Origin of the sequence: Rhodococcus erythropolis NBRC 15567 (assembly GCF_001552595.1) — a bacterium.
Lineage (GTDB): Bacteria > Actinomycetota > Actinomycetes > Mycobacteriales > Mycobacteriaceae > Rhodococcus_F > Rhodococcus_F erythropolis.
Genome location: NZ_BCRM01000001.1, coordinates 138,930 through 164,819, shown reverse-complemented (window position 1 = coordinate 164,819; position 25,890 = coordinate 138,930). Strand labels below are relative to the sequence as shown.

At 62.1% G+C, this 25,890-nt stretch carries 24 protein-coding genes; 14 read left to right on the top strand and 10 right to left on the bottom strand.

What is annotated here, in order from left to right:
- Positions 1-67: 67 nt before the first annotated feature.
- Genes RE4_RS00755 through RE4_RS00745 form a run of 3 tightly spaced genes read right to left on the bottom strand, consistent with a single transcriptional unit; the run spans position 68 to position 3,249 of the window.
- Positions 68-1,711, bottom strand: a complete 1,644-nt coding sequence (locus RE4_RS00755; RefSeq protein WP_046379496.1) for an AMP-binding protein — start codon at positions 1,709-1,711, stop codon at positions 68-70.
- 14 nt (positions 1,712-1,725) lie between these two features.
- Positions 1,726-2,607: a crotonase/enoyl-CoA hydratase family protein gene (locus tag RE4_RS00750; RefSeq protein WP_024487574.1), complete on the bottom strand. Its 882-nt coding sequence runs from the start codon at positions 2,605-2,607 to the stop codon at positions 1,726-1,728.
- 42 nt (positions 2,608-2,649) lie between these two features.
- Positions 2,650-3,249 carry a TetR/AcrR family transcriptional regulator gene (locus RE4_RS00745; protein WP_021331692.1) on the bottom strand — a complete coding sequence of 200 codons (600 nt, stop codon included), beginning with the start codon at positions 3,247-3,249 and terminating at the stop codon, positions 2,650-2,652.
- A 117-nt stretch (positions 3,250-3,366) separates the two neighbouring features.
- On the opposite strand from RE4_RS00745, the gene RE4_RS00740 reads away from it, so the two are divergent.
- Complete coding sequence (locus tag RE4_RS00740; protein ID WP_060937807.1) at positions 3,367-4,008, top strand: nucleoside/nucleotide kinase family protein; 642 nt, start codon at positions 3,367-3,369, stop codon at positions 4,006-4,008.
- A 177-nt stretch (positions 4,009-4,185) separates the two neighbouring features.
- Here the strand turns inward: RE4_RS00740 and RE4_RS00735 are convergent, their stop codons facing one another.
- Positions 4,186-5,820 (bottom strand): N,N-dimethylformamidase beta subunit family domain-containing protein, encoded by a 1,635-nt coding sequence (locus tag RE4_RS00735; protein ID WP_060937806.1) that lies wholly within the window; start codon positions 5,818-5,820, stop codon positions 4,186-4,188.
- A 255-nt stretch (positions 5,821-6,075) separates the two neighbouring features.
- Between RE4_RS00735 and RE4_RS00730 the strand changes: the two genes are divergently transcribed.
- The 3 genes from RE4_RS00730 (at position 6,076) to RE4_RS00720 (ending at position 8,781) form a co-directional block, all read left to right on the top strand.
- Entirely contained in the window at positions 6,076-7,122 is a 1,047-nt protein-coding gene (locus tag RE4_RS00730; protein WP_060937805.1) for a LacI family DNA-binding transcriptional regulator, read from the top strand.
- 90 nt (positions 7,123-7,212) lie between these two features.
- Entirely contained in the window at positions 7,213-8,079 is an 867-nt protein-coding gene (locus tag RE4_RS00725; protein ID WP_060937804.1) for an alpha/beta hydrolase family protein, read from the top strand.
- Positions 8,080-8,247: 168 nt separating this feature from the next.
- Positions 8,248-8,781 (top strand): ANTAR domain-containing protein, encoded by a 534-nt coding sequence (locus tag RE4_RS00720; RefSeq protein WP_238076631.1) that lies wholly within the window; start codon positions 8,248-8,250, stop codon positions 8,779-8,781.
- A gap of 136 nt (positions 8,782-8,917) precedes the next feature.
- On the opposite strand, the gene RE4_RS00715 is transcribed toward RE4_RS00720, so the two are convergent.
- Positions 8,918-10,252 (bottom strand): MFS transporter, encoded by a 1,335-nt coding sequence (locus RE4_RS00715; protein ID WP_020909524.1) that lies wholly within the window; start codon positions 10,250-10,252, stop codon positions 8,918-8,920.
- Positions 10,252-11,967: an amidohydrolase gene (locus tag RE4_RS00710; protein WP_060937803.1), complete on the bottom strand. Its 1,716-nt coding sequence runs from the start codon at positions 11,965-11,967 to the stop codon at positions 10,252-10,254. The genes RE4_RS00715 and RE4_RS00710 overlap by 1 nt, the downstream gene beginning before the upstream one ends.
- A 224-nt stretch (positions 11,968-12,191) precedes the next feature.
- Here RE4_RS00710 and RE4_RS00705 point away from each other — a divergent pair, with 224 nt between their 5' ends.
- The 7 genes from RE4_RS00705 (at position 12,192) to RE4_RS00675 (ending at position 18,459) form a co-directional block, all read left to right on the top strand.
- Entirely contained in the window at positions 12,192-13,094 is a 903-nt protein-coding gene (locus RE4_RS00705; RefSeq protein WP_019745816.1) for an Lrp/AsnC family transcriptional regulator, read from the top strand.
- 79 nt (positions 13,095-13,173) lie between these two features.
- Entirely contained in the window at positions 13,174-13,830 is a 657-nt protein-coding gene (locus tag RE4_RS00700) for a FadR/GntR family transcriptional regulator (RefSeq protein WP_021345902.1), read from the top strand.
- Positions 13,827-14,630, top strand: a complete 804-nt coding sequence (locus RE4_RS00695; protein WP_020909528.1) for a class I SAM-dependent methyltransferase — start codon at positions 13,827-13,829, stop codon at positions 14,628-14,630. The genes RE4_RS00700 and RE4_RS00695 overlap by 4 nt, the downstream gene beginning before the upstream one ends.
- Positions 14,631-14,686: 56 nt before the next feature.
- Entirely contained in the window at positions 14,687-15,238 is a 552-nt protein-coding gene (locus RE4_RS00690) for an acyl-CoA thioesterase (protein WP_020909529.1), read from the top strand.
- Positions 15,239-15,283: 45 nt separating this feature from the next.
- On the top strand, positions 15,284-16,564 hold the full coding sequence (locus RE4_RS00685) for an NAD(P)/FAD-dependent oxidoreductase (protein WP_020971174.1): 1,281 nt from the start codon (positions 15,284-15,286) through the stop codon (positions 16,562-16,564).
- A 69-nt stretch (positions 16,565-16,633) separates the two neighbouring features.
- Entirely contained in the window at positions 16,634-16,957 is a 324-nt protein-coding gene (locus tag RE4_RS00680) for a DUF6292 family protein (protein WP_019745820.1), read from the top strand.
- 80 nt (positions 16,958-17,037) lie between these two features.
- Positions 17,038-18,459 carry a DUF2252 domain-containing protein gene (locus tag RE4_RS00675; RefSeq protein WP_019745821.1) on the top strand — a complete coding sequence of 474 codons (1,422 nt, stop codon included), beginning with the start codon at positions 17,038-17,040 and terminating at the stop codon, positions 18,457-18,459.
- A 4-nt stretch (positions 18,460-18,463) separates the two neighbouring features.
- Here RE4_RS00675 and RE4_RS00670 read toward each other — a convergent pair whose 3' ends face one another.
- Together RE4_RS00670 and RE4_RS00665 are read right to left on the bottom strand one after the other, a co-directional pair.
- Positions 18,464-18,721: a WhiB family transcriptional regulator gene (locus RE4_RS00670; protein ID WP_003943196.1), complete on the bottom strand. Its 258-nt coding sequence runs from the start codon at positions 18,719-18,721 to the stop codon at positions 18,464-18,466.
- Positions 18,722-18,740: 19 nt separating this feature from the next.
- Positions 18,741-19,280: an HNH endonuclease gene (locus RE4_RS00665; protein WP_020971175.1), complete on the bottom strand. Its 540-nt coding sequence runs from the start codon at positions 19,278-19,280 to the stop codon at positions 18,741-18,743.
- Positions 19,281-19,614: 334 nt separating this feature from the next.
- Between RE4_RS00665 and RE4_RS00660 the strand changes: the two genes are divergently transcribed.
- A complete protein-coding gene (locus RE4_RS00660; protein ID WP_019745824.1) occupies positions 19,615-20,625 on the top strand; it encodes a threonine aldolase family protein in 1,011 nt (336 codons plus the stop codon).
- A gap of 1 nt (position 20,626) precedes the next feature.
- Here RE4_RS00660 and RE4_RS00655 read toward each other — a convergent pair whose 3' ends face one another.
- Positions 20,627-21,481 carry an LLM class flavin-dependent oxidoreductase gene (locus RE4_RS00655; RefSeq protein WP_060937802.1) on the bottom strand — a complete coding sequence of 285 codons (855 nt, stop codon included), beginning with the start codon at positions 21,479-21,481 and terminating at the stop codon, positions 20,627-20,629.
- Positions 21,478-22,341: a patatin-like phospholipase family protein gene (locus RE4_RS00650; protein ID WP_060937801.1), complete on the bottom strand. Its 864-nt coding sequence runs from the start codon at positions 22,339-22,341 to the stop codon at positions 21,478-21,480. The genes RE4_RS00655 and RE4_RS00650 overlap by 4 nt, the downstream gene beginning before the upstream one ends.
- Before the next feature lie 54 nt (positions 22,342-22,395).
- Between RE4_RS00650 and RE4_RS00645 the strand changes: the two genes are divergently transcribed.
- Together RE4_RS00645 and RE4_RS00640 are read left to right on the top strand one after the other, a co-directional pair.
- The gene (locus tag RE4_RS00645) at positions 22,396-24,081 is read left to right on the top strand and encodes a dihydroxyacetone kinase family protein (protein ID WP_021345909.1); all 1,686 of its coding nucleotides are present in this window, start codon (positions 22,396-22,398) and stop codon (positions 24,079-24,081) included.
- A 101-nt stretch (positions 24,082-24,182) separates the two neighbouring features.
- Positions 24,183-25,805 (top strand): long-chain fatty acid--CoA ligase, encoded by a 1,623-nt coding sequence (locus tag RE4_RS00640; protein ID WP_019745828.1) that lies wholly within the window; start codon positions 24,183-24,185, stop codon positions 25,803-25,805.
- Positions 25,806-25,890 lie beyond the last annotated feature (85 nt).

Genomic DNA, 25,890 nt, shown 5'->3' with positions numbered 1-25,890 from the left:
AGGGCACATCGGAGCGATTTACGGGGATAACCCAGACAGAATCGCTCCGACGTGCTATGCGCTCGGGTCAGCTGACGACGCCGTAGGCGCCCTCGCCGACCAGGCTTGCAATTCGATATTTCTGAATCTTGCCCGAGCCGGTCAGAGGAAATGCTTCTGCACTGAACCACTCCTTGGGTGCTTTGTGGCGTGCCAGTCGCTCGGTGCAGAACTCGACCAGTTCGGCTGCGGTCGGCTGGTCGGACTCGTCTTTCCACCTGATGACGGCAACCACCCGCTCGCCCCACACCTCGTCGGGCACACCCACGACCGCCACATCGAGGATCTTCGGATGCGTGAAGATCACGGACTCGACCTCTCGCGGATAGATGTTCTCCCCGCCGCGGATGATCATGTCCTTGAGCCGGCCGGTCACCCGGACGTATCCACGGTGATCCATCGTCCCCAAGTCGCCGGTATGCAACCAACCGTCCTTGTCCACGGTGGCGGCCGAAGCCTCCGGGTTGCGGAAGTATTCGGTCATGACGAGGTACCCGCGCGCGCAGATCTCACCTTGTTCGCCGAGTGGCACGCTGTCCCCGGTCACCACGTCGGAAATCTTCACCTCGACCTGCGGCAACGCGAGACCGACCGTCTCCGATTTGTCTTCAGGGGTGTCGGCGGGGCTGGTCTGCGTGATCACGGGGCTCGCCTCGGTTTGTCCGTAGACGATGCTGAACCCCGCACCGAAGGCCGATTCCACCGTGCTCACGAGTTCGGGCGGGACCGACGACCCACCCGACACGACCACCGAACAGGCCGAGAAATCGCGGCTCGCGAAGCTGGCGTCGTTGATCATCGCGATCAGCATCGTCGGAACTCCACTGACCACGTCGGCCCGAAAGCGTTCCGCCGCATCGAGAACCGCAGTCGGATCGAAATACTGGATCAGACCGATGGACATTCTTCGCTGTGCGGCGCCGAGGACCAGGATGCCGCACCCAGCGGTGTGAAAGAGCGGCATCGCCGAGACCACCGAACCCCGTTCGGGGAATTGACCTCTCCGACTGACGAAATCGGCATTGTTGACCAGTCCTCGGTGATGCAGCAGCGCACCTTTGGGAACTCCGGTGGTTCCCGACGTGTACTGGATCTGCGCATTGTCGTCAGGAGAGACTTCCGGCAGTGCGCCCCGTTCGCCGGCCCAACCTCGAACCTGACGATCCCAGTCCTCGAAGTTCACTGCCAGAACTTCTGCTCCCGCAATCGAAATCGCCTCGGATGCCACCGCTGCCATGTCGCCGCCGCGGAACTTTCCGGTGTGGAAGAGCCCGCGGGACTGGGACTGCGACAGGACGTACGCCAATTCCTCCGCACCCAATGCCGGATTGGCAGTCACCAGAACCATTCCGGCAAGCGCGGCGCCGTACTGCAGAATCATCCACTCCGGAATGTTCGGAGCCCAGACCGTTATCCGGTCGCCGCGGTCGAACTGCGACAAGAGGTAGTGCGCGCACCCCTCCGCTTCACCCAGGAGTTCCGCAAAGGTCCAGGTGCGATCCGTCTCGGAGGCACCGGACAACGAATGCGATTGCGCCGGAACTACTTCTCGGATAGCAACCAGGTTCGGCGAGTCCGCGGCGCACTCTCGGAGCAGCCCGCCGACCGTTTGTTCCACTATCGGGTCCGACACGTCCGCGGGGAAGTACGACGTTTCGAGAACACTGCTCATCTCACATCCACTTTCTATCGTGAAGGGGTGTCGGATTCGGGGAGCGGCCCGCCTCCGTCTGGAATCTTGCGGCCGGAATCGCGGTACTGCACCGCGGCGTGAAATCCGTCGCGTTCGGCAAAATCCTTGAACCAGCGCCCTTCCGGCGAGTGACGCGTAATTCCGTCGAACAGGGTTGCCAGCACCTGGGTGCCCTGCAACCCCATGTTGTCGTACGCCTGATTGATCATCATCTTCTGCATTGCCAATTGATTGAGCGGGACACCGGCGATGCGATCCGCCAACGCCTCCACCGCAGCGTCCAGTTCGTCGGCCGGCACCGATTCGAGCGCCAATCCCCAATCGGCGGCGGTGACACCGTCAATGGTGTCTCCCGTCAACAACATTCGCTTGGCGCGTTGCGCCCCGAGGCGGTACACCCACATAGCTGTGGTCGGGCAACCCCAGACGCGAGCAGGCGGGTATCCGATGCGGGCGTCGTCAGCCATGATCAGCATGTCGCAAGACAGCGCAATATCGCTTCCGCCTGCGACTGCATGACCCTGAACTTTGCAGATGGTCGGCTTGAGCGATCGCCAGAGGGTGAAGAAGTCATCGGTGTTCTGCTTCATGCCCCGAAAGTCCTTGATGGGGTCCCACACCGGGCCTTGATTCCACTTTCCGTCGAGATCTCCTTCGGCGAACTTCTTGAGGTCGTACCCGGCGCAAAACGCCTTGCCTGCGCCTTGCAAGATGATCACGCGAACGTCGTCGTCGTCATTGGCCGCCGCAACTGCATTTCGGATGTCCGACGGCATCCGATCGTCGATTGCGTTGAGCCGATCGGGGCGGTTCAGGGTGATGTACGCCTTACCACCAGAGGTCTCGTATTTCAGGGTCGCAAAATCTGTCATCATCGGTCCTGTCGATCGAGCGCATCTCGAACGAAACGAGTTGCGCTAGTTCTGGGTGAGCAGCAGGCGAACGACGCCCGCCCATTGACTGATCGAACGACGCGCAGAGGCATCGCTCTTGTGTACCGCCCGGGACAACGCCAAACCACGGAGCATCAGCACGGTTAGATCTGCAATTTGCGAATAGTTCTCGGAAGCAACAATTTCAGGCCCGAACGCGTCATGGACAACTCGCTGCAAATCCCGCCCGGCGACGCGCTCCGATTCGCGGAGAACCTCCGCCAACACCGGATCCGTCCGAGCCGCCGACCACAGTTCGAGTTCCGCTTGGAACGGCGGCTGAGTCAACGCCGAATACAAAGCGGAGATCGAGTTCTCGATCGTATCCACCGACGGGTCTTGTCGAGACATCGCCGACCTCACCGCCGCCTCGTTCCGCACGACGATATTCGACACCAACGCGGCAGTGAGCTCCTGCATATTCGGAAAGTGGTGCAGGAGAGCGCCCCGACTGACTCCGGCAGCCGTTTGAACCGACTGCGTCGTCAACGACGAATACCCGTCCGCTATCAGTAAATCCGTTGCCGCATCGAGAATCCGGTGGCGCGTGGCTTCGCGCTGCGCGTCACGCAGGGTCACGGTCACACCTCCAGCCTCTCGAGTGGCATGGCTCACAGTTTCACAGTCCATTCAGACTGTCAACGGTTGAAGACCTCCGGCGTACCCTCGATCCACCGGACCTCGGACTGATCGGAGCAACAAGTGAGAACCTCACCGCCGACCGTCTCGCTGACGCTCGATCAACTTGCCTCACGCGCCGCTTCACTGATCACCGACAACGGCCGATACATTCTCGGCATCGCGGGAGCCCCTGGAGCCGGGAAATCGACGGCTTCACAGGCAATTGCGCAGAAACTGGACTCACTGTGCACCGTCGTCGAGATGGACGGCTTCCACCTTGCCAATCGGGAACTCGACCGACTCGGCAGGCGTGGACAAAAAGGCGCTCCGGAAACTTTCGACGCCGACGGATACGCGGCGCTTCTACACCGCCTCCGATCCGAAGACTCCATTGTGTACGCGCCCGCCTTCGATCGCGAGATCGACGAATCAATCGGCAGCGCAACCGCTGTCGAGCCTCGAACGCCATTGATCGTCACCGAGGGAAACTACCTCCTCCTACCAGACGGCAGCTGGCCACAAGTACGAGCGGCGATCGACACCGTCTGGTACCTCGAGGTTCCGGAGGCGACACGCACACAGCGGTTGGTGAAACGCCACAGCCGCTTCGGGAGGAGTTCCGAAGCGGCCGCGGACTGGGTGAGACGGGTGGATCAACCGAACGCCGACGTAATCGCAGCGGCCAGGTCACGTGCGGATCTGATCGTGGAGATCCGCACGTGACTGTCGAAGTTCGGCAGCTCCCCACACCCACCCGTCATCCAACTGAACGGCGAAGACTACGGTAGTTTGGATTAAAAACCCTGGTCAAGTCGATTTAGTATCTCCATACATACGTACGTATGGATCCTCTTTCGGCCATCATCCTCGGGCAACAAACTCTACCGCTGGTCGCCGCCGTCAGTCTGGCTCCTCAGTGAAACTCGACAGTTGCGCAGCAAACAGATTCAGCACGTTTGCGGTTATTCGTTCGGTGAAAGGATCCCGGTGAATCAGTCCACTGACCCACTCGGTCGTCCCGGCATTGAAAACGGTTCCGAGACCGCGCCGATGTGTCGCCACCATTCCCGAACCGTATTCGAACTCGCGCAGATGCTCGGGGAGTTCTCTCCCATAGGCACTTTCGAAGATTCCCGACACCTCGGCGAGGGGCGCACCAATCGGAGCGGTGCCGTTCCAGTTGTCCCGTGACCCCGAAACTGCCGGCGCCATTGCGATGATTTCCAGATCCTCTGGTGCACCGTCGACACCGGTGGCGTACGGCAGACCCTTCCTGAACGTGTAGTCCGCACCGTCCATTGCGAAAGCAGCAATACAGACCGGCGCGATTCCGAAGTTGTCACCGTAATACAGGTCGGTTCCGTTCAATGCCCAATGATCGGGCCGGTATACGGTAAAGCCGCCGGATGACCTCGGAGCTGTTGCACCGTAACGGTTGTACACCCCCGCCATCGCAGTCAAACCCATCGTCCACGCGCCCGGCCGATCAATCTCGGGGGAATCCCATGCCGTGGTGACGCGGGTGGGGTCTACTTCTCGTATGGGATCGCCGAAGGGGTTCTTGTAACAAATCTGCGCGTCACCTTCGATGCGTACCTGCCACAGGAAGTTCCCGCCGAATCGCGCCAGGCCGCCTCCTCCTTCGACAAATGCGTCGAGACGATCACGCATTTCCCACGACCAGTACTCGTCGTGACCGACGACGACTGCACACGAATATCCGCGCAGCGCTGAAGGATCCTCATGTAGGTCGTGCTGGGTGATGTGGTGTACGAGAAACGCTTGCTCCTCCGCCCACACCGTGAACGGGCGTTCGTACGTCGCCCAGAATGCGTCGGCGTGATGGCGCGAGTATCCGTTCACCCAGGCCCATTCGTACGGCGGGTGCCGCGGAACCCATCCGATTCCCGGCATATCGGTGTGAATGTTTCGCGCTGCACCTTCGGGTTTGCGCAACATCCCGCGCGCGATGGGACGCTGCGTCGACGAAATCGGTGTCGCCACGTCGCCGAAACCGTCCGGGGCACCACGGAAATTGTTGGCTCCGCCCCAGTCGTTGTAGGCCAACATCGTGCTCGTGGTGTGGATGAGGACCATGTCAGCGTGCTCGGGTTCACGTGCCTTGACAATGAAGAAGCCCTCACGTTCGACGACCACACCTTCGTGGCGCATTCGAACCAGGATCAGGTACATCCCCGAAGCCCAATTCGGTGCAACGGTGAAGGCAACGGATTCCGACCAATCACACCCGGTCGCATAGGCGTCGTCGGGCGTCGACTGTTGTTTTCCTGGTAGCCCGATGTACTTGACGATGCTCTGTGGGCGCGCGCCGTCACGGACCACCTCGATGTCGTATTCGTCAGCGGTGGTGTGGACCCGCACCGAGACGGTATCGCCGGCGAAGTAGGAGAACTTGTCTGCGTAGACCCAGATCTCGGGTGCACCCGGAATCAATCCCGGCCGTTCGACCAAACCACCAGTGGCCGACCACGCGGCAGCAGCACCCGCGCGACGTGGACGGGTTTTCTCTCTCATGGGGTAACTCCGTGGATCGTCGTATTTAGGCGCAGGGACTGGGAATGAGGGTGCCCGAGGTCGACCGAATTTCACTCGAAGTTGTCCCGGTGTTCTACGAGAGTGCCGAAACGTTTCGGCATAGTCAATAGCTTTGATGAAACGATTCGGCGCAATTTCTTCGACTGAACAATCGTCCGCCAGGTTCCCCCTGCCGAAACGATTGGGCGTTACTCTTGAGTAGAAACCGCCCAGCAACTAGAGGACGCGACCCCGATGATCACGCCGAACGTCCCGACGCTTCGCGATGTCGCGACAGCCGCCGGCGTCGACGTGTCCACAGTTTCCTACGCACTCAACGGCAAGGGCAGAGTCGACTCTGCCACCCGGGCGCGTGTTCAAGAGGTTGCGGATCGCTTGGGTTACCGAGCCAATCGGTCGGCACAAAACCTTCGCTCGGGTCGAACCGCCACCCTCGGGTTGATGCTCCCGGCTCCGGACGAGCCTTCCTCGGCCGAGTGCCTCAACTTCGACTGGTACGGCCGTGTGGCGACCGCCGCCACACAGGCAGCGTTCCACGCCGATCACTCACTCCTGCTGTTGCCGTCGATGAAAGACCCGAACGGACTGCGTCGCATCGAGATGGACGGTGTGATCGTCGTCGACCCGATGATGCACGACCCTCGCGTCGACATCTTGAAGAAACTCGGAATACCTTCTGTCGTAGTGGGTCCCGGCAACCCTGAGCAATTCGGATGGAGTATTTCGCCGGATCTCTTCGCCACGACCGAAACGCTCTTGAACCACCTCACCGAACAGGGCGCAACGGATATCCTTGTCCTCAATCCCGGAATGGATTCGGCATGGACTCGCGCAACGACCATCGCTTACCTCGAATGGTGCCGCATCCACGGCGTGTCGCCCCGAGCCACCGACGACCTGGCGTCGTTCGAGGGCGTCAATTCCGTCGAACAACTCGTCTCCGCGGCATACGCGGCGACTCACAAAGCACTGACATCCGAGAATCCCCCTGACGCGATTCTCTCGGTCATCCTCGGTTGCGCCCCCGCCGCTGCACGAGCGGCGCTCGATCTCGGCCTGTCAATTCCCGGAAGTATCTTGATCGCCCAGGACAGTGACGAGCCCGCTCTACTGATCTCCGATCCCCCGATCACCGCCGTCGACTTCTTCCCCGAAGAACAAGCAGCTTTGGCGGTGGATGCACTGCTCGCCCTGATCGACGGTGACGAACCCTCTGCGCCGACCCACACGCGTAGCGAACTACGCATACGAGCAAGCACGGCGCATTCGCTCACCCCATGAATTCACTCGGCACCGATAGACTGATTTCCTGACAATCGTCCGTCGCAGACCGAGAGGAATCAAGCCATCGCGCACCGCTCCCGCGACCGCTTGGCCAGGTACCTCGCCGTAGCGCTCGTCTGCATCTTCACGCTCGTGATCTCGGTCGCCAGCGCCTCCGGTCTCGACCGCGATGTCCCTGCGGTACGCATCGCTTACGCTGCTGCCGCAGATACTTTCGGCGATCTGTATCTTCCACCCGGATCGGACGGCGACCTGCCAGTCGTCGTATTGATCCACGGCGGCGGCTGGGCGCAGAAGAGCAATCTGGAGTACGCGGGTGCGTGGGCAAAAACGCTGACCCCCTACGGAATTGCGGTCTGGAACATCGAATACAGACGTATAGGTGGGCAGGGCGGTTGGCCGACTACTCTCTCCGATACCGTTGCGGCGACCAACGCGCTTGCCGGCATCGTTCAGGAAAAGGCCTCCGGGCGACTGGATTTGGGTCGCGTGCACATCGCCGGATACTCCGCGGGCGGACAACTGGCCGCGTGGGTCGCGTCGCGACCACAACAGGACACGGATGCTCCCGCGCCTGACCTCACCGTGCCGATTCGTTCGGCGACGATCATGGCCGGCGTCTTCGACATGACACTCGCCGCAACCGCGGGCAAAGATCGATTTGTTCGAAATCTTCTGGGCGGCATGCCGGTCGATCACCCTGACCGTTACCGCATCGCGTCACCGATCGAACATCTCCCCACCGGGCTCCCCGTCACGGCGATCCACGGACTCGGCGACAAGGTCGTGTCGGTCGAACAGAGCCGGCGCTATGCCCGTGCCGCACGAGCAGCAGGCGACGTGGTCGATCTGATCGAACTACCCGGCGTCGGCCACGGCGACTTCGGAAACCCGACAACCAACGCCTGGGCTATCACCAAGCAAGCAATAATCGATCACGTAAACACTCCTTGAGCAGGTGAAACCGCCTACTGTGAGCATGATCGCCCGCAAAAGGATTAGCTGAAACCAACTCCATGACGTACGGTGGGGTTATCAGAGGGCAGCCGTCAGTCAGGCAGCCGGTCGCTTCGCCCGGAACGACAGTTCCAATATTCGTTCCAGGGGCAGACTTCCAGTTCGGTGCAAATCCGCGCCTTTGATCACTACGCACTTTCATCAGTCCCGCAGATTGTTGACCAGGCCGAAGGCTCCGACAGAGTCCGCCGCCAATCGCGTACCGACTGCACCAGTATCAACATGCGCTACACACCGCACGGGTCCAAAACCCATGTGGTTCAAAGGAATACCTTGTACAACACCATGATTCACCCCGACGACACGAACAACCAGACGAACAGTGTCCCGACAAACGGACTACGGATCCCGACCAATTCGGGCCGTCTCCGCGAACGGGCTCTCGAAATTGTCTGCACGCTCTACCGCTGCAGCACCGACGAAGCCGCCGACCTGCTGGTACGACATTCTCAGACCAACAACCTCAAGGTCACCAGCCTGATCAAGGCGCTTGTCGCCTTGATCGACGAGGACACCTCCGGCACGGGCTACGGAAGCAATAACGCGCTGGCGTCTCACTTCTGGCTTCGCGAGATCAGGAATCTCAGCCAGGCCCACCGACGCAGCGATCACTTTCACCGCCATCTCGTCGGCGCGTAACAGTCGCTGAACGACAACTGACCTGAAACGACAGCTGGGGCAGTACACGGAAATCGTGTACTGCCCCAGCTTCGTGTTTTCAGTTGTCAGGCGGAGGCCGATTCTCGGCAGTCAGGCGGAAGCCGATTCTCGGCAGTCAGGCCGAGGCCGATTCCTTGTTCAGGTCCTGCCGCACACCGTCGGTGTCGGTCGCCTCGTCCACATGCTGCGGAGCGAAGAGCAGGCAGACGATGCTCAGGATGCACATGCCGATCAGCAGTGCGATGACCGGCCAGATGCTGCCGGTTGCCTTGTACATCAGCGTCGAGACCAGCGGAGACAATCCGCCGAAGATCGCGCCGGCACCCTGGTACGCCAACGAGATACTTGTGTAACGAGCCTGCGGCTTGAACATCTGCGAGAGAACGGCGGCGATCGGACCATACGTGGCAGCAAGCACCAGTCGCATGACCGCAAACGTCAGGAAGATCAGGAACACGGATCCGGACTTCAGCACCAGGAACTGCGGCGCTGCGAGTATTGCGACCGCAGCAAGACCCCAGATGACCACGCGGACGCGCCCCACCTTGTCGCCGAGCCACGCAACTCCCAGGGTCGCGATCAACTCGACCACTGCAGCGACACTGAGCGCGTTGAGAATCAGCGTCTCCGACAAGCCGACGTCGGGGTCGGTTGCGTATGCCGTGATGAAGGTCGTCACGAGGTAGTAGCCGCCGACTGCGACCGGCAGAATGCCGATACCGAGGATGATCGGACGCCAGTTGGTCACCAGCGCGTACTTGAGCGGCAGCATCTCCGGAACGTCCGCGGACTTCACCTCGGACTCGAAGACCGGGGACTCCTCGACCTTCAGGCGAACGACCAAGCCGACCAGAATCAGCAGTGCCGAGCAGAGGAACGGCAGACGCCAAGCCCACTCGCGCAGAGCGTCGTCGCCGAAGGTGGAGAGAATGCTGAAGAAACCGGTGGCAAGAAGGGCGCCGGCCGGGTTGCCCAGCTGAGCGAATCCGCCGTAGAAGGTCTTCTTGTCCTCGGGAGCATGCTCGACGGCCATCAGGACTGCGCCACCCCATTCGCCGCCAACGGCGAAGCCCTGGACGAAGCGGAGCACGACCAGCAGTAGCGGCGCCCAGAACCCGATCGACGCGTACGTGGGCAACATGCCGATGAGGAATGTTCCTGCACCCATCAGCGTCAGGGTGACAACAAGAGCGGTGCGTCGGCCCATCTTGTCACCGACATGGCCGAACACGATTCCACCAAGGGGGCGGGCGAAAAACCCGACGGCGTACGTCGCGAACGCCGCCGCAACGCCGGTCAGGCGATCGGTTCCGGGCGGGAAGAAGATGTCACCGAACACCAGGGCGGCTGCCGTGGCATAGACGTAGAAGTCGTACCACTCGATGGTTGTACCGACGAAGGCTGCAAATCCCGCCTTGCGGGCCTTCACGATCTGTTGCTCTCGGTTCATTACTTTTCCTCGGTGGTCGAAGTGCTCGACAATAGGTGGTTATGACCTGAATGTGCGAGTTCGCCGTCGATCCAGGTCTCCCGGACCTCGATCTGCGCAATCGCGTCGGCCGGAACCTCGAGGAGATCCGCGCCCAGAATCACGAAGTCGGCCCGCTTGCCGACCGAGATGCTGCCAAGTTCCGCTTCACGGCCCAGCGCACGCGCGCCGTTGAGCGTGTGAGCCTGCAGTGCCTGGTCGGCGGAGATGCGGAGTGCATCGGAGCCGAGCTGATGGCCCTGACGTGTCACACGAGTGACGGCTGCCTGAATTGCCTCGAGCGGCTTGGGCTCTGCGACCGGGGCGTCGGAGCTGATGGTCACGGGAACATCGGCAGCGATGAACTCCCCGAGCGGGTTGAACCGCTCGCCCGGAGTGCCGATCGCCGCGGTGACGCCCTCACCCCAGTTGTAGTAATGCTGCGGCTGGTTCACCGGGTAGACACCGGCCAGGTTCATCCGGGCGATCTGCTCGGCCGTCGGGAGTCCGCAGTGCTCGATGCGGTGACGCGCGTCGGCGTCGGGGTGAGCCTTCTGCGCTGCTTCGATGGCGTCGAGCACCATGTCGATGGCGGTCGGCGACTGTGCGTGCGTGGCGGTCTGCAGACCCACGGAGTGTGCCTTGGCAATGAGCTCCGAGTAGTCCGCCGGCTCATGGTAGAGCTGCCCGGTGCGGCACGGGTCGCCCACGTAGCCGTCGGGGAAGTATGCGGTCCAGCCGCCGAGAGTGCCGTCGGCGTAGAACTTGATGCCGCCGAACGCGAGCCGCGAATTGCCGAAGGCGCCATGCATTCCCGTGTCGATGACGTGATCGAGGAGATGGCTGAGCATGTACATGCTGACGCGCGTCTTGAGCTGATCCTGCTCGGCCAGACGCAGGTACATGTCGAATTCACGACGCGTCACCTGGCAGTCACCGATGGTGGTGACGCCGCCGGCCAGGAACTTGTCCTGAGCGACCGACAGCTGGCGAAGGTGCTCTTCCGGCTCGTCCTCGAGATGGAAGTTGGGTCCGTGATGGCCGACCTTCACACCGTTGACACCGGTGAGGATGTTGCACGCGGCGTCGGACAGCTCGCCCGTCAACTCGCCGTCTGTGTCTCGGAAGAACTCGCCACCGGCCGGGTTCTCAGTGCTCGCATCGATGCCGTGCTTGTCGAAAGTGAAGGAGTTGACGACGCCGCCGTGACCGCTCGCGTTCATGAGGTAGACCTCGCGATCAGTGGCAACCTGATCGAGCTCTTCCTTGAGCGGATGACGCCCTTCGATCAGGTTGCGGTGCTCATAGCCGTATCCGCGAATCGGGACACCTGCAGGAGCTGTGAGTGCCGCTTCCTGAAGCAGGGCAATGATTCCGGGAATCGAGTGCGCCTTCTCCGGCCCGCAGTCCACCCAGCTGAGCATCTGTCCGTACATCAACGGGTGTGCGTGCGGATCGACGAATCCGGGGACGACGGTGGCGCCGTCGAGTTCGACCACCGCGGTCGTGCGAGTGCTCAGGCGTCGCGCCTCCGTGCGGCATTCCTCGAGTGTCCCCACCGCGGCAAAGCGGTTTCCGAACACCAGGAACGCTTCGGCTCCCGCCGTGCTGTCGTCAACGGTGTGGATCTTGGCGCCGGTGAAGATCGTGGCGGTGGCGTCGAGCGGCGAGGCTTCGTGCGTGTGCAACTTGCGCATGGTGGTCCTTCGTCGAAATGGTGGTGCAGGTCACTGCGTGTTGAGCGAAAACTACGCCCTGACCTGGAGCTATGCAATGCATCAAAGTTTCAGACCAGGTGGTACACAACTTTTTTGTACAAGTTTTCGAGCATTTCTGCACTTATCCACATCATCTATGCCCACATGCGACTGTTCTAATAGGAAGCTCATACAGAAAAATCTCTGGAAAAGTTGGGGCATCCATGACGGTCGATCTCGATTCCAAGCTCATCGCTGCTCTTCAACGCAATGGGCGAGCGACGTACCGCGAACTGTCCGTGGCCGTCGATGCCCCACGCGCGGCAGTGTCCACCAGGGTGCAGGCACTACTCGACTCGGGAACGGTGTCCGTGGTTGCCGTCGCACACCCCGAACTTCTCGGCCTGAAGGCACTCGCACACGTGTCGATCGCCGTGTCCGGACCGATGACCCCGGTACTGGACGCGTTGATCGAATCCGAGGCTGCCGTCTACATCTCGGCAGTCAGCGGGCAGTACAACGTGATCGCGGAACTTCGGGTGTCCAGCCACGACGATCTGTACCGCGCTATCGCCGAACTCCGCTCACAGCGTGGCGTCAGATCCGTGAGCACGCTGGTCTACGTCGACGTCATCAAGGGAATCTTCATGCCCGAGACCGCTTTACAAGCCGACATCCGACTCGATTCGACGGACGTCACCTTGATCGAACTGCTCGAACGCAACGGGCGCATGCCATTTCTCGAGCTGGCCGAACACACCGGCCTGTCGCCGAGCGCTGTGCGCAATCGCGTCAATCACCTGATCGCGAGCACGGCACTGCGCGTCGGCGCTGTCGTCAAGCGGCGAGGTGGTGGCCGGACGCTGGCGATGGGCATCGGCGTCAATCTGGGCTCACGGGACGACAACGCGGTATCGGAGATCGAGTCCCTGCCCGGAATCGAATTCCTCGCGCGGACCCTGGGACGGTACGACGTGATCGCGACGGTCGCCGCCAACTCGTCCAACGACCTCCATGCCCTGTCCGAGCGAATCCGGGGCATCGACGGTGTCAGCGGCTTGGAATCGTGGGCGCATCTCGAGGTTTTCAAGGAGCACTACGCCCGCAGCCTGGACGTACGCGGATAATTCCCAAGTCATTGACCCACTCGTGAGAGCACGCTAACCTCGGACAAAGTCATTGACTCACTTACCCGAGGTGGCACACATGTCCGACTCCGGACGCAAGGTAGACATCGTCGCTGCGGCAATCGAGGACGCGATATCGACCGGCCGATGGCCCGTCGGATCAAAACTCCCGCCGGAGACCGCACTGGTCGAGGAATTGGGAGTCGCCCGAAACACCATGCGCGAAGCGGTACGGGCGCTTGCACACGCCGGAGTTCTGTCCGTTCGTCACGGTGGCGGCGTGTACGTCATGGCGGCGTCGCCGGTCGAAGGACTACTCGGGCGCAGGCTCGCCAGAGGTGACATTCTCGACGTACTGAGCTTGCGACGCGGACTCGAGGTCGAAGCCGCGCGACTTGCAGCGCAGCGCCACACCCCCGAAGATCTCGCGCGGATACATGCAGCCTGGAATGCCCACCCCGGTCACGTCGGCGGCTTCACTGTCGAAGCCGGCATGGCCCTGCACCTTTCGATCGTCGAGGCGTCCCACAATTCCGCACTGATCGACGTCTACCGGGGAGTCCTTGCCGCCGTGACGGATTCACTGTCCGCCGTCAGTGTCGGTCCAGGTTTCCACGTCGACGAGCACCGACCCTTGATCGCTGCCATCGAGGAACGCAACCCCGACGAATCAGCGCGCGCGGCGGGCGCAGCGCTCGATACGGTCATCGACGCAGTCGAAAGGAGCTTGGCGTGAATCAGGGAAACTGGAACGGTACGACGTATTCGCCTCTTGCCGAGCAACTCTCACCGGCATCGACGGAGGCACTGCGCTCGATCGGGCATGTGAGCACGGTGTACGACGTCTGCGCCGGAACCGGGAACTTTGCGCTCCCGGCGGCTCAGTCAGGCATGACGGTCCACGCACTCGACCTCTCCGCCAGCCAGCTCGAGGTCGCACGCAAACGCTGGATTCCCTACCCCGGCACTACCCAACCCACCTTCACGATCGGCGATGCGCAGTCTTTACCCTGGCCGAATTCGAGTGCCGACGCCTGCGTCAGCATCTTCGGGATCATCTTCTGCCCCGACCCCTCGATTGCCCTCGCAGAGATGATGCGGGTGACCCGGCCAGGCGGAAAGATCTGCGTCGCGACGTGGTCGGAGAACGGGTGGGCAGCAGCACTCCGCCGGGAGGCCGCCTCGGCGTGGAATGGCATCACACCACTACCGACGACATGGTCGAGCTCGAGCGAATTCGAGAAGGCAGCAGCCGGATTGGAGTCGGTGAGCTCGGCCTCCCACCTGCTTGAGTGGCAACTACCAGCCGGATCGGATCCCGTCGAGGAACTGTGCGACCAGGCACCGGCGTTGAAGAACTTTCGCGAGGCCGTTCGAAGCACAGGGAATTGGGCTTCGATGTCAGCGCACCTCCGCTCGACGCTCGAGCCCTATCTCAGGTCGAGTGCGCCAGGCCCCGTCGCCACCAGCGAATACATCCTCCACGTTGGCACTGTCCCGAACTCTGACACCGCGTTCTTCCGAACGCGCGGGTAACCCTCTTTGCCGGATACGGTCTCTTCACCGTCCACCGACCCGAAGAGGCCCGCTCGATGTCCGAATCGAACTCCCTGCCCGAATTGAAGCAAGCATCGCAGCAAGCATCGAAACAAACGTTGTCCATGACCGTCCTCATGACGCCGGACATGTCCAATTTCTCGGGCAACGTTCACGGCGGAACGATTCTGAAGTTTCTCGACCAGGTCGCCTATGCGTGCGCGAGTCGATACGCCCAGACGTACGTCGTGACCCTGTCGGTGGATCGTGTGGTGTTCCGCGAACCGGTGCATGTCGGAGAACTCGTCACGTTCAGCGCTTCGGTCAATTACACCGGGCGCACCTCGATGGAAATCGGGATACGCGTCGAAACCGAAGACATTCTTCTCGGAAAATCTCGACACACCAATAGTTGCTACTTCACGATGGTCGCAATGGGCAGCGACGGAAAACCGGCCGAGGTACCCCAACTGCGGCCGACCGGAACAATCGCGAGGCAGCGATTCGAGGCCGGTCGTCGGCGTCGTGAACTGCGCAGAGAGAACGAGCTTCGTGAACAGTCCATCCGGGCCGCGGTTCGGGACTTAACGCCCGAACACGATGACTAAATCCAGTCAAATTTAAGTTATAACCTTATGCATTAAACTGATCGAGTGACTTCGAAGGCACGGGAAAACTATGACGTTGTAATTGTCGGCGCGAGCATCGCGGGATGCGCGGCCGCAATCATGTACGCCCAGCAAGGTCTGCGGATAGCGCTTCTCGACGCTCGCTCCGACATCCGGGCGCACAAAGTCCTGTGCACTCACCACCTACAACCCTGCGGTGCCCCGATCTTGCAACGACTCGGCGCCACGGAAAAACTGCTCGCCCTGGGAATGGTGGAAACCGTTCCGAAATTCTGGACCCCGTGGGGAATGATCACCCCTGATGCTGCGGAGAACTCACCGCCGCCTGGATTCAACGTCCGAAGGGAAACTCTCGACCCCCTCCTGCGCCAACTCGCGAACGACTACCAGAACGTCGACCTTCTTCTCGGACATCGTGTTTCCGGACTACTGACGAAGAACGGCACTACTGCAGGCGTCTACGGCACCGAGCAGGGTTCGGCCTTCACTGTCGAAGCACGATTGACCGTCGGAGCAGACGGCAAGGATTCGACCGTCGCACGATCCGCGCGTTGCGACTCGGTGAGTGCGTCCAACGGGCGCTTCAGCTACTTCGCTCAACTCTCCGGACTCGAACGACCCGACGGAGAATCTTCATTGTCGTGGTTCATGGATCCCGACGTCGCCTATCTGCTCCCCAACGACGGCGGAATCAGCGTGCTGGTCGTCTTCCCTGCCCTCGACAAGCTCGGCCCGTTCACTGACGACCTGTCTACTGCTTTCCTCGCGTACGCCAACGCATTACCCGGCGCTCCGCCCGTTCGCCGAGAGCACATCGTCGGGAAGATCGTTGGTACCAAACACTTCTCCACAATCCTCACCGACCCGGTAGGTAACGGGTTCGCACTCATCGGCGACGCCGCGGCAACCAACGACCCGTTATGGGGCATCGGATGCTCGTGGGCACTGGAGACCGCTCAGATGCTGGTCGACGCGACCGCCCAAATGCTGACGGAGACGACCTCACACACACTCGACTCGCATCGGAACGTGAACGCTGCCTTGGCCGAATACCGCAGTGCCAGAGCGAGTATGACGAAACACATCGATTACATGAGCGGTTACGCCGGTGGGCGAAAGTTCACCGCGATCGAACGTCTGCTCATCTCCGCGGCCACACACGACCACGACGAAGCCCAAAGGTTCTACTTGTTCGGTTCCCGGTTGATACCCGCCGAGCAGTATCTCTCGACTCGCTCGGTCGCGCGGGCAGCACAAAAACATCTCAGACACCGTCTGCGTCGTAGATCTGTGGCCGGGACGTAATCTGCCAAGCGTTTTTTCGGCGCCGGCAACGGGGAACCCTCCGATCGCAACCGAGCCGGAGGAGCGACCATGCGTGCACACATCGCCATTCCGAGTGAATCGACTTGTCACAGGTACGTAGTCGCCGTCGCCAGCTCCACCTTCGCCGAATCGGTCATCTGGTGCGACGGCCCCGCGTTCGACGCAGTACTCGTTCTGGGCAGCGAGATTCCGCAGCACAGTGGCCACCGAGCCGTACTCGCCTGGAATCACTACTTCGGGTGGGCGCTCGGCGTGGAAACGACACCGGATACGTCGTTCGCCGTTGTCGAATGCCTCGGTATCGGGAGAATGCCGGACCCGGAACTGTGCGCCGACCGCGCTGTCGAGTTGATTGCCCAGGCGGGTAGTTAAGGAACTCGTCGCGCGGCGCGCAATCCAGCGGGCATAGGATCGAGCGCGAGTTTCGCACGCCCGACGAAAGAGAGCCCGACATGGACCCGGTGAACAGGCCTGCCGGCCAGCTGGCTCTCGAGAACGAACCGGACGGCAGGGCGACTTTGCGAGCGCGTCAGACGCCCCGCAGTGAGCGTCGCAAAATCGGGAAGGGCCTGCGCAAGCGAGTAGCACGATCGTCGCTTGGTGATTGGACGCCCCCGCCCAACCGACGCGATCCGGTCGATCAGGTCAACACGGCACACGAGGGAAGACTCGACTGGTTGGTTCCGATTCGTGTGGGACGCATGGTCGCTTCACCGTACGGTTTCCTGCGCGGTACCGCCGGCTTGATGGCAGAGGACATGGCGCAGCTCCCGTCCACCGGCATCACTCCCGTCATCTGCGGGGATGCGCACGTCGGAAACTTCGGGTTCTACGGGTCCCCGGAACGCGAACTTGTCATAGACCTCAACGATTTCGACGAAGCACATCCGGGCCCCTGGGAATGGGACCTGAGAAGGTTGGCTGCGAGCATCTGGGTGGCCGGGCGGCAGAACGGTCTCACCGAAGCTCAATGCGAAACAGCGACAACCTCGTGTGTGTCCGCATATCGCCTCCACTTGGCAAAGCTGTCCGAGCGTCCACTGTTCGATCGCTCCTTCGACCGGGTCGATCTCGACGGACTCACCGACCACGTCACTGATCCCGGGTTGCTGGCCGAGATCCGCCGCGCCGCGGAGCGCGCACGACGGCGTACGAGCGATCACGCGGTACCCCGGTTCACTGTCGAGGATCACGGACGGCGCCAGTTGGTCGAAAACCCGCCGCTCACAACACGACTCACGCCGCAGGACACCGACTTCCTCCTGGAGGGTCTGGACGAGTATCTCGAAACCCTTGCACCACACTGGCGCCGAGTCGTCTCGGGATACAACGTCATCGACGTTGCGCACCGGGTTGTCGGAGTCGGAAGCGTCGCTCTGCGTGCGTATGTCGCCCTGTGCGAAGGGAGCATCCCGGACGACGTCATCTTCTTGCAGCTCAAGCAGGCTCGCCGATCCGTCGTCGCCCCCTTCGTGCACGGCGACTCGGCCTGGCACGACCATCAGGGACGACGCGTCGCGGAATACCAGCAGGCTCTCCAGACAGTCAGCGATCCACTGCTCGGGTGGTGCACCGTGGACGACCGCCAGTACTACGTCCGTCAGTTCCGGAACATGAAAGGTTCTGTGGACCTGAACAATATCGATGCAGCAGCCTTGACCGATTATGTCGCGATCTGCGGTCGCCTACTGGCCAAGGGACATGCACGAACCAGTGGCGCGTCACTGATTTCCGGTTACCTGGGAACCTCGGACACGGTCGACACCGCCCTCACCCGGTTTGCTCGGCTCTACGCCGATCAAACCGAACGTGACCACGACGCTCTGTGCCGGGCGGTATCGGCCGGTACGATCGCCGCGGAGCCGGGAATCTGATCCCTCACGCCGCGACGATCCTGCCCTGCTCGAACTTCACTCCACCCCAGATTCCGGTCTGACCAGTGGCAGAGGCGAATTCACGACACGATTCCGCAATCGGGCACCTGTTGCACACGTCGGTCGCGTAGTCGTATCCCTCGGACGGAAAGGGAAACCAGCGGTCCGGCTCGGGGTCTCCTCGACATTCCGCCTGCCACCAGGTTCGGTCGTCCGAGATCGGCAGAAGCTCAGCCAGATTCGAGATTTCGTCAGCGCACATCACTTACTCCTTTGGACCGTCACGTCCGACTCAATTCACGCCAGATCTTCTGCTGCACTTTCTCGATGCGTCGAGGTGCCTTCGGTTCCCACAGCAGCCGCATGCCGGCCTCAGCCGGTGTGCGATCCGCTTTGCGCTGATTGCAGGAACTGCAGCACGCCACCAGATTCCCCCACGTGTTGGGCCCGTTGCGGCTTCGCGGCTGGACGTGGTCGATGGTCGTTGCTCTGGCGGCGCAGTACGCACATTGACGACCGTCCCGGTCGAAGATGCCGGCGAAGGTCGCTCGGCTGGAATCGGTGACCGTAACCCGGTGGGCGACATACACGTACTCGGCAAGCAGGATCGTCCGAGGCAGTGGGATCTCGACGTGCTTGGAGCGCACCGGAAGTATCGGGATCACGTCTTCGGTGGACTGCGCGGAACCTGTGGCGATCAGGACGATCGCACGATCGGCGCTCACTTCACCGAGGTACTCGTACGTTGCGTTGAGTACCCGGACGGACCGGTTCATCCAACTGTGAGAAGCGGCGGTAGATGCGCGGTTCGGGTTCCGCATGAGACGTCTCAGTTCATGTCGAGGAGTGGAACTCCTGGACGTGAAGACGGGTCAGGAGCAAATGCAAGAAACGGGGAACGGCATATATCCAGCGCCACTCTGTTCCCCGAATGCAGGAAGGGAACTGCCGCGGGGTGAGTGCCCGCGCAGGTGCAACGCTTGCTTCGAGTCGCGCATGCCTGTCCCTTCCACTTCTTGTTCTCTTCACCGACGATTGCCGGCGCCCATCATCACACGGAAGGCATCCTCAGCGATATTGATTTATCAGGCCGGAATAGCCGTCCAGCAAAGGCCGCGGTTTGACGCCGGAACACGCGGCTTGATCGAATGAGCCATGACTTCGTCGTACATCGACCTACGCTCGGACACCGTCACCAAGCCTGATGCGGAGATGCGGAAGGCGATGGCTGACGCCGAGGTCGGTGACGACGTCCTCGATCACGACCCGACCATGGCGGCGCTCGAGGAAGAGGTCGCACATACTCTGGGCTTTCCGGCGGCCTTGTGGGTACCGAGCGGATCGATGGGCAACCTGATTGCGCTGATGCTGCACCTTCGCCGCGGCGATCAGTTCCTCGCACCGGAACACTCTCACGTCTTGGGGTCAGAGTTGGGCACCGCTGCTTGGCTCGCACAGGGAATGCCGATGGCGCTGCCGCACGACGGCGGACCCGGACGTCCCAGTCCCGAGACCGTCGTGAAGGCGGCGGGCTCCCCCGGCCCGTACTTCACGTTGAACACCACGCTGCTCTGTCTCGAGAACACCCACAATTTCGCCGGCGGCGCTGTCATGAATCCGACGGAGTGGACGAAACTGGTCGACGCAGCGCGATCACGCGGCTTGAAGATTCACCTCGACGGCGCCCGCCTCTGGAATGCCGCTGCTGCACTCGATGTTTCGCCCACCGAACTGACTTCCGGCGCCGATACCGTCCAGGTGTGCCTGAGCAAGGGACTCGGTGCGCCGGTCGGCTCGATTCTGGCCGCATCACCTGAATTGATCACCGAAGCCCGAAGGATCCGCAAGATGCTCGGCGGCGGCGTTCGTCAGGGCGGGGTGCTTGCCGCAGCCGGCATCGTCGCGCTTCGCTCACAAGCTCGCCTGTCCGACGATCACGACAATGCGCAACGCCTGGCGTCGGGCCTTCGTGAACGCGGTTGGGCTGTCGACGAACCCGCAACCAACATCGTTCTCGCCGCCACAGCCGATCCGTCGGCCACCGTTGCTCAGCTCGCCGCTGTCGACGTCGGTGCAGTCACCGTCGCCGGGAAGGTTCGGTTCGTGACACATCGAGACGTGAGCACTGCCGACATCGACGAAGTTCTGTCCCGACTAGCCGCCTGAGCTACACCATCAGCGGTTGTACCTCCTGCGCGACAAGGCGAATGAACTCGCGGACGTCCGGCTCGTCAACGGTCGGTTGGAGCACCACGGTGGTTGCACCCGCGTCCACCCATCGCAGTGCTGCGGCCGCAACGTCGGCCGCGGTCCCCACGGCAATCGCTTCCTCCGGCGACTCGCACCCTGACGCTGCGGCCTCGGCAAGGGCGCGCTCACGACCGCTGGAACCAAATGCACAGATGACGTAAACGACCACCTCGAGATCCTGCGCTCCGATATGAGCGATCGCCCGGCGGACGCCTTCCGGGGTCGTCCCACCCGAGAGCACGGTGCCCTGCGCCAGCTCACCACTGAGCGCCAAAGTCTTTGGCCCCGTGGCACCGACGAGCAACTGCGGCACCTTCTCGGGCGGCCACGCCAGCTTGACGTCCGCGAGATTCACGTATCGACCGGATACCGTCACCGACTCACCGCGCAGTAACCGCTCGAGTGCTCCGAACTGCTCTCGGAGGAGGGTCAACGGCGATTCGACCTTGGCGCCGATCTGCCGCATCCAACTCTGAACACCGTGGCCGAAGCCAACCCGCAGTCGATCCGGATGAACTCTGGCCAGCGCCGAAATCTCCATCGCCGTGATCGCGGTGTTGCGCATCGGCGTCGGCAGCACACCGATCGCCACTCCCAGGCGCGTGGTTTCGGCCAATACAGTTGCAGCAGTGGCTATTCCTCCACCGAAGAAGCAGTCCTCCCACAGCCAGACCTCATCGATACCAACTTCGTCGGCATACCCCGCATGCCGAACCAGATCTTCAGGGGATTGCTCCGGGCGCAGGACCACGGCAATCCGTGCGGCGCTCATGCCGTCACCAGAAACGCAGCGATCTCGTCAGCTGTTCGGCGACCCTGTTCGCGTCCCAGTTCAGCTGCCGGGCGCCTTGTCGCCGGCGAGAGGGAGTTGGTTCCGATCGCTTCCACGACGGCGTCGTCGGCGAAGATCGCCAGTACCCGTGACTGCGTCATCGCGTCGATTTCCTCTCGTAGACTGCCGCCCAGCAGATTCGGGGCGGGATCGGCAGCAGGTGAAAGAACCACGACCACATCGCAGTCGGCAGCCAAATGAACATTCGAGCCACTTGCCATTCCGCCGTCCATGTACCGGTCGCCGTCGATCGTGACCACCGGCCACACCCCTGGTACGGCGCAACTCGCTCCAACTGCGTCGATCAGGTCTACGCCGTCAGCACTGCCGAACACCCTCAACTCACCGGTTTGTGCGTTGATCGCCGGGATGCGCAACTCCCGCTCGGGCCACAACCGATTGGGCAGCCTTGCCTCGATGACCGCACGACGCACGGCGGGTTCGACGGTGTCGGCGGCCATCGCTGCCTCGCCGAGCGCACGAAGTTGTTCGGACCGATCCGCGGAGCCCGCGATCGCGTCGACGAACATCTGACCGAGGACCTCGACATCTACCTCCGGATCGATCTCACCGGTCGCAGCGGCCGTTTGTGCGTCGAAAAGCTCCTGAAGTGTCGCGCCGCCCGCAATCTGAGCAGTCACGGTGGAACCTGCAGAAGTGCCGATCAATACGTCCGCTGCCAGCAGCGCTGCGGCAGCGTCCGGCGATTTGTCCTGAACGCCCAACAGAAAACCGGTTTCCCAGGCGATTCCCGCAACGCCGCCACCGGCAAGTACCAACCCCAATTTCACGCCGTCCACCTCTCGTCGATCACGATCCGTGCCCGAAGTCGACGTTAGACCTACTCTGAAGTGATGTTCATGCGCAGCGCAAAGACATTTGTTCCCGACGCACTCCGCGGGTTGATCGCATCCACCGACGACATCGCGTGGAACCCCGATCCCGGATACCTCACTCGTGCACAGCCCCTTCCGCGCGGGCGAGTCGCGCTCGTCTCCGGCGGCGGCTCGGGTCACGAACCCATGCACGCCGGATTCATCGGCGAAGGAATGCTCACGGCCGTCTGTCCCGGGTTGATCTTCAGCTCACCCAACGCACTGCAGATCCATGAAGGATCCAAAGCTGCCGACGCCGGTGGCGGCGTCCTGCACATCGTGAAGAACTACACCGGCGACGTGATGAATTTCGGTATCGCACGGGAACTACTCCGCGAGGACAAGATCGACACGGACGTCGTCTTGGTCGACGACGACGTCGCGACCGAACGCGCAGACGGTAGCGGCCCGGGGCGACGCGGCACTGCGGCAACGATCGTGGTGGAGAAGGTCTGCGGCGCGTCGGCCGCCCGCGGTGACGACCTGGCCGAGGTGACCCGGATCGGACAACACGTCGCGCACTCGGCTCGCAGCATGGCCGTCGCTCTTCGCCCATGCACCTTGCCGGGGGCTGACGAGCCGTCGTTCGACCTACCGGACGGGCAGATGGAACTCGGTATCGGCATCCACGGCGAACGCGGCACAGAACGCGTGGACGCCCTGCCCGCACCGGAATTGGTGCGACGGCTGACGGATCCGATCATCGAGTCCCTGAGTCTCGCCGAAGGTGATCACGTCATTGCAGTCGTCAACGGGCTGGGAGCCACCCACCCAATGGAGCTGCAACTACTGTTCGCCGAACTCGGAGATTATCTGGCCGACCAGGGAATTCACATCGAGCGGACGCTGATCGGAACGTTCGTCACTGCATTGAACATGGCCGGAGCATCCATCACCCTTGTTCGCACAAACAAAGAAATCCTCGAATTATGGGACGCGCCAACAAAAGCGCCCGCCTGGCCGAATGCTATGGCACGTGAGTACAGCGGCATGGGCAAGCGTGAATCATTCGGTCCCACATTCACACCCGACACCTCACGCACTGCCGAAAGCAGCTTCGTCGGCGGCTGGATTGCGGACTGGGCCGCGAAGGTACTGGAGCAGGAACCTGCCCTGACCGATCTCGACCGACGAGCGGGAGACGGCGACTTCGGGACCAACATGGTGGCCGCACTGGATCAGCTCGATATCTCGGCGATCCGTGACACCTATTCCACTGCAACGATATTCGATGCAGTCTCCCAGGCGTACCTCGGTCACGCCGGCGGTACGTCCGGCGCGTTGTTCGGCATCTGGTTCCGGCATTTCTTCCGCGTCGCCGCAGAATCAGCGGACTCCGAACTCGACCTCGGCGCGATCGCGACTGCAGCACGGGCGGGGCTCGACAACATCACCTCGCTCGGCGGCGCACGCGTCGGCGACAAGACGATGGTCGACGCGATAGTTCCGGCGGTCGAGTCGTTGGAGCAATCCGTGAACTCGGGAGCCGATCGGGACGCCGCTCTGGCCAGCGCAGCGGCAGCGGCGGCGGCCGGCGCGGAGTCGACCGAAACCATGCTCGCGAACCGCGGACGTGCAAGTTATGTGGGCGAAGCCGCTCGCGGAGTGGTCGATCCGGGAGCGCTACTCATAGCGTGGTTTTTCGCTAGTGCAGTGGGTCACTAGCGAGCACTTCGGAGCTGTGACTAATCTGGCAGCCACAGCACATCGTTTGTGAGGGCCCGTGGGCAAAAGCACCGGTCTCACACACCACACAGGAGCAGCCCATGCTGAGCACCATGCAAGACGCCCCCCTCTCCATTGCTCAACTTCTCCGCCACGGTGCCTCCGTTCACGGCGCTTCCGAGGTTGTCACGTGGACCGAGTCCGGCCCGCGCCGTGTGTCATACGCAGACGTCGGCAAGCGCTGCGCACAGCTTGCGCACGCCCTGCGCGGACTCGGTGTCGAGGGTGACGAGCGAGTCGCCACGTTCATGTGGAACAACTCCGAGCACCTCGAGGCGTACCTGACGATCCCCTCGATGGGTGCTGTGCTCCACACGCTGAACATTCGTCTGTTCCCCGAGCAGTTGATCCACGTCGCCAATCACGCCGAGGACCGCGTGATCATCGTCGATCCGTCCCTGATTCCGCTTCTCTCTCCGCAGCTTCCGTCGCTGACAACCGTCAAGCACATCATCGTCACCGGTTCCTCCACTGCGGGACTCGAAGCTCCCGAGGGCGTGCAGGTTCACACATACGAGGGCTTGATCGCCGATCAGCCAACCGAGTTCGACTGGCCCGAGGTCGACGAACTCAGTGCTGCCGCAATGTGTTACACGTCCGGCACCACGGGCGACCCCAAGGGCGTCGTCTATTCCCACCGCTCGATCTACCTGCACTCCATGCAGGTCTGCATGAGCGACGGCCCCAACCTCGCGCAGGGCGATCGTGCACTCGCGGTGGTGCCTCAGTTCCACGCCATGTCGTGGGGACTTCCCTACGCTGCGTTCATGATCGGCGCCTCGCTGATCATGCCCGATCGCTTCCTCCAGCCTGCTCCGTTGGCTGCGATCATCGCCAGCGAGAAGCCGACGTTCGCCGCGGCCGTACCCACCATCTGGCAGGGCCTGCACCTCTACCTCGAGCAGAACCCACAGGACATCTCCTCGATGCGTGAGGTTCTGATCGGCGGCTCCGCTGTACCGCCTGCCCTCATGCACGCATTCGAAGCCGACCACAACGTCTCCGTCCTGCACGCCTGGGGCATGACCGAAACCTCCCCACTCGGATCCGTTGCCCGCCCGCCGGCCGGTGTCACCGGCGACGCGATGTGGAAGTACCGCTACTCTCAGGGCCGCTTCCCGGCATCCGTCGAGGCACGTCTCATCGACGATGACGGCAAAGTTGTTGCACACGACGGCGTTTCCGTCGGCGAGCTCGAAGTGCGCGGCCCCTGGATCACCGGGTCGTACTACGGCGTCGATGCGGAAGACAAGTTCAACGACGGCTGGCTCAAGACCGGTGACGTCGGATCCATCACGGCCGACGGCTTCCTGAGCCTGTCAGACCGCTCCAAGGACATCATCAAGTCCGGCGGCGAATGGATCTCATCGGTCGACCTCGAGAATGCCGTCATGGGTCACCCCGACGTCACCGAAGCTGCCGTCATCGGCGTGCCGGACGAGAAGTGGGACGAGCGCCCGTTGGTCGCGGTTGTTCTGCGCGCCGGATCCGAGACCACGATGTCCGAACTCCAGCAATATCTTTCGGACAAGGTCGCCAAGTGGCAGCTCCCCGAGAACTGGGCTGTGGTTCAGGAAGTTCCGAAGACGAGCGTCGGCAAGTTCGACAAGAAGCGCCTGAGGGCCGACTACCACGAAGGCGGACTCGAAGTCACTCGCCTCTGACACGGAGTGAATGCTGAAGTATGAATACTGAAGGTGGGCAACAGGTTTTCACTCTGTTGCCCACCTTCGTTTAACGAGCAATGCA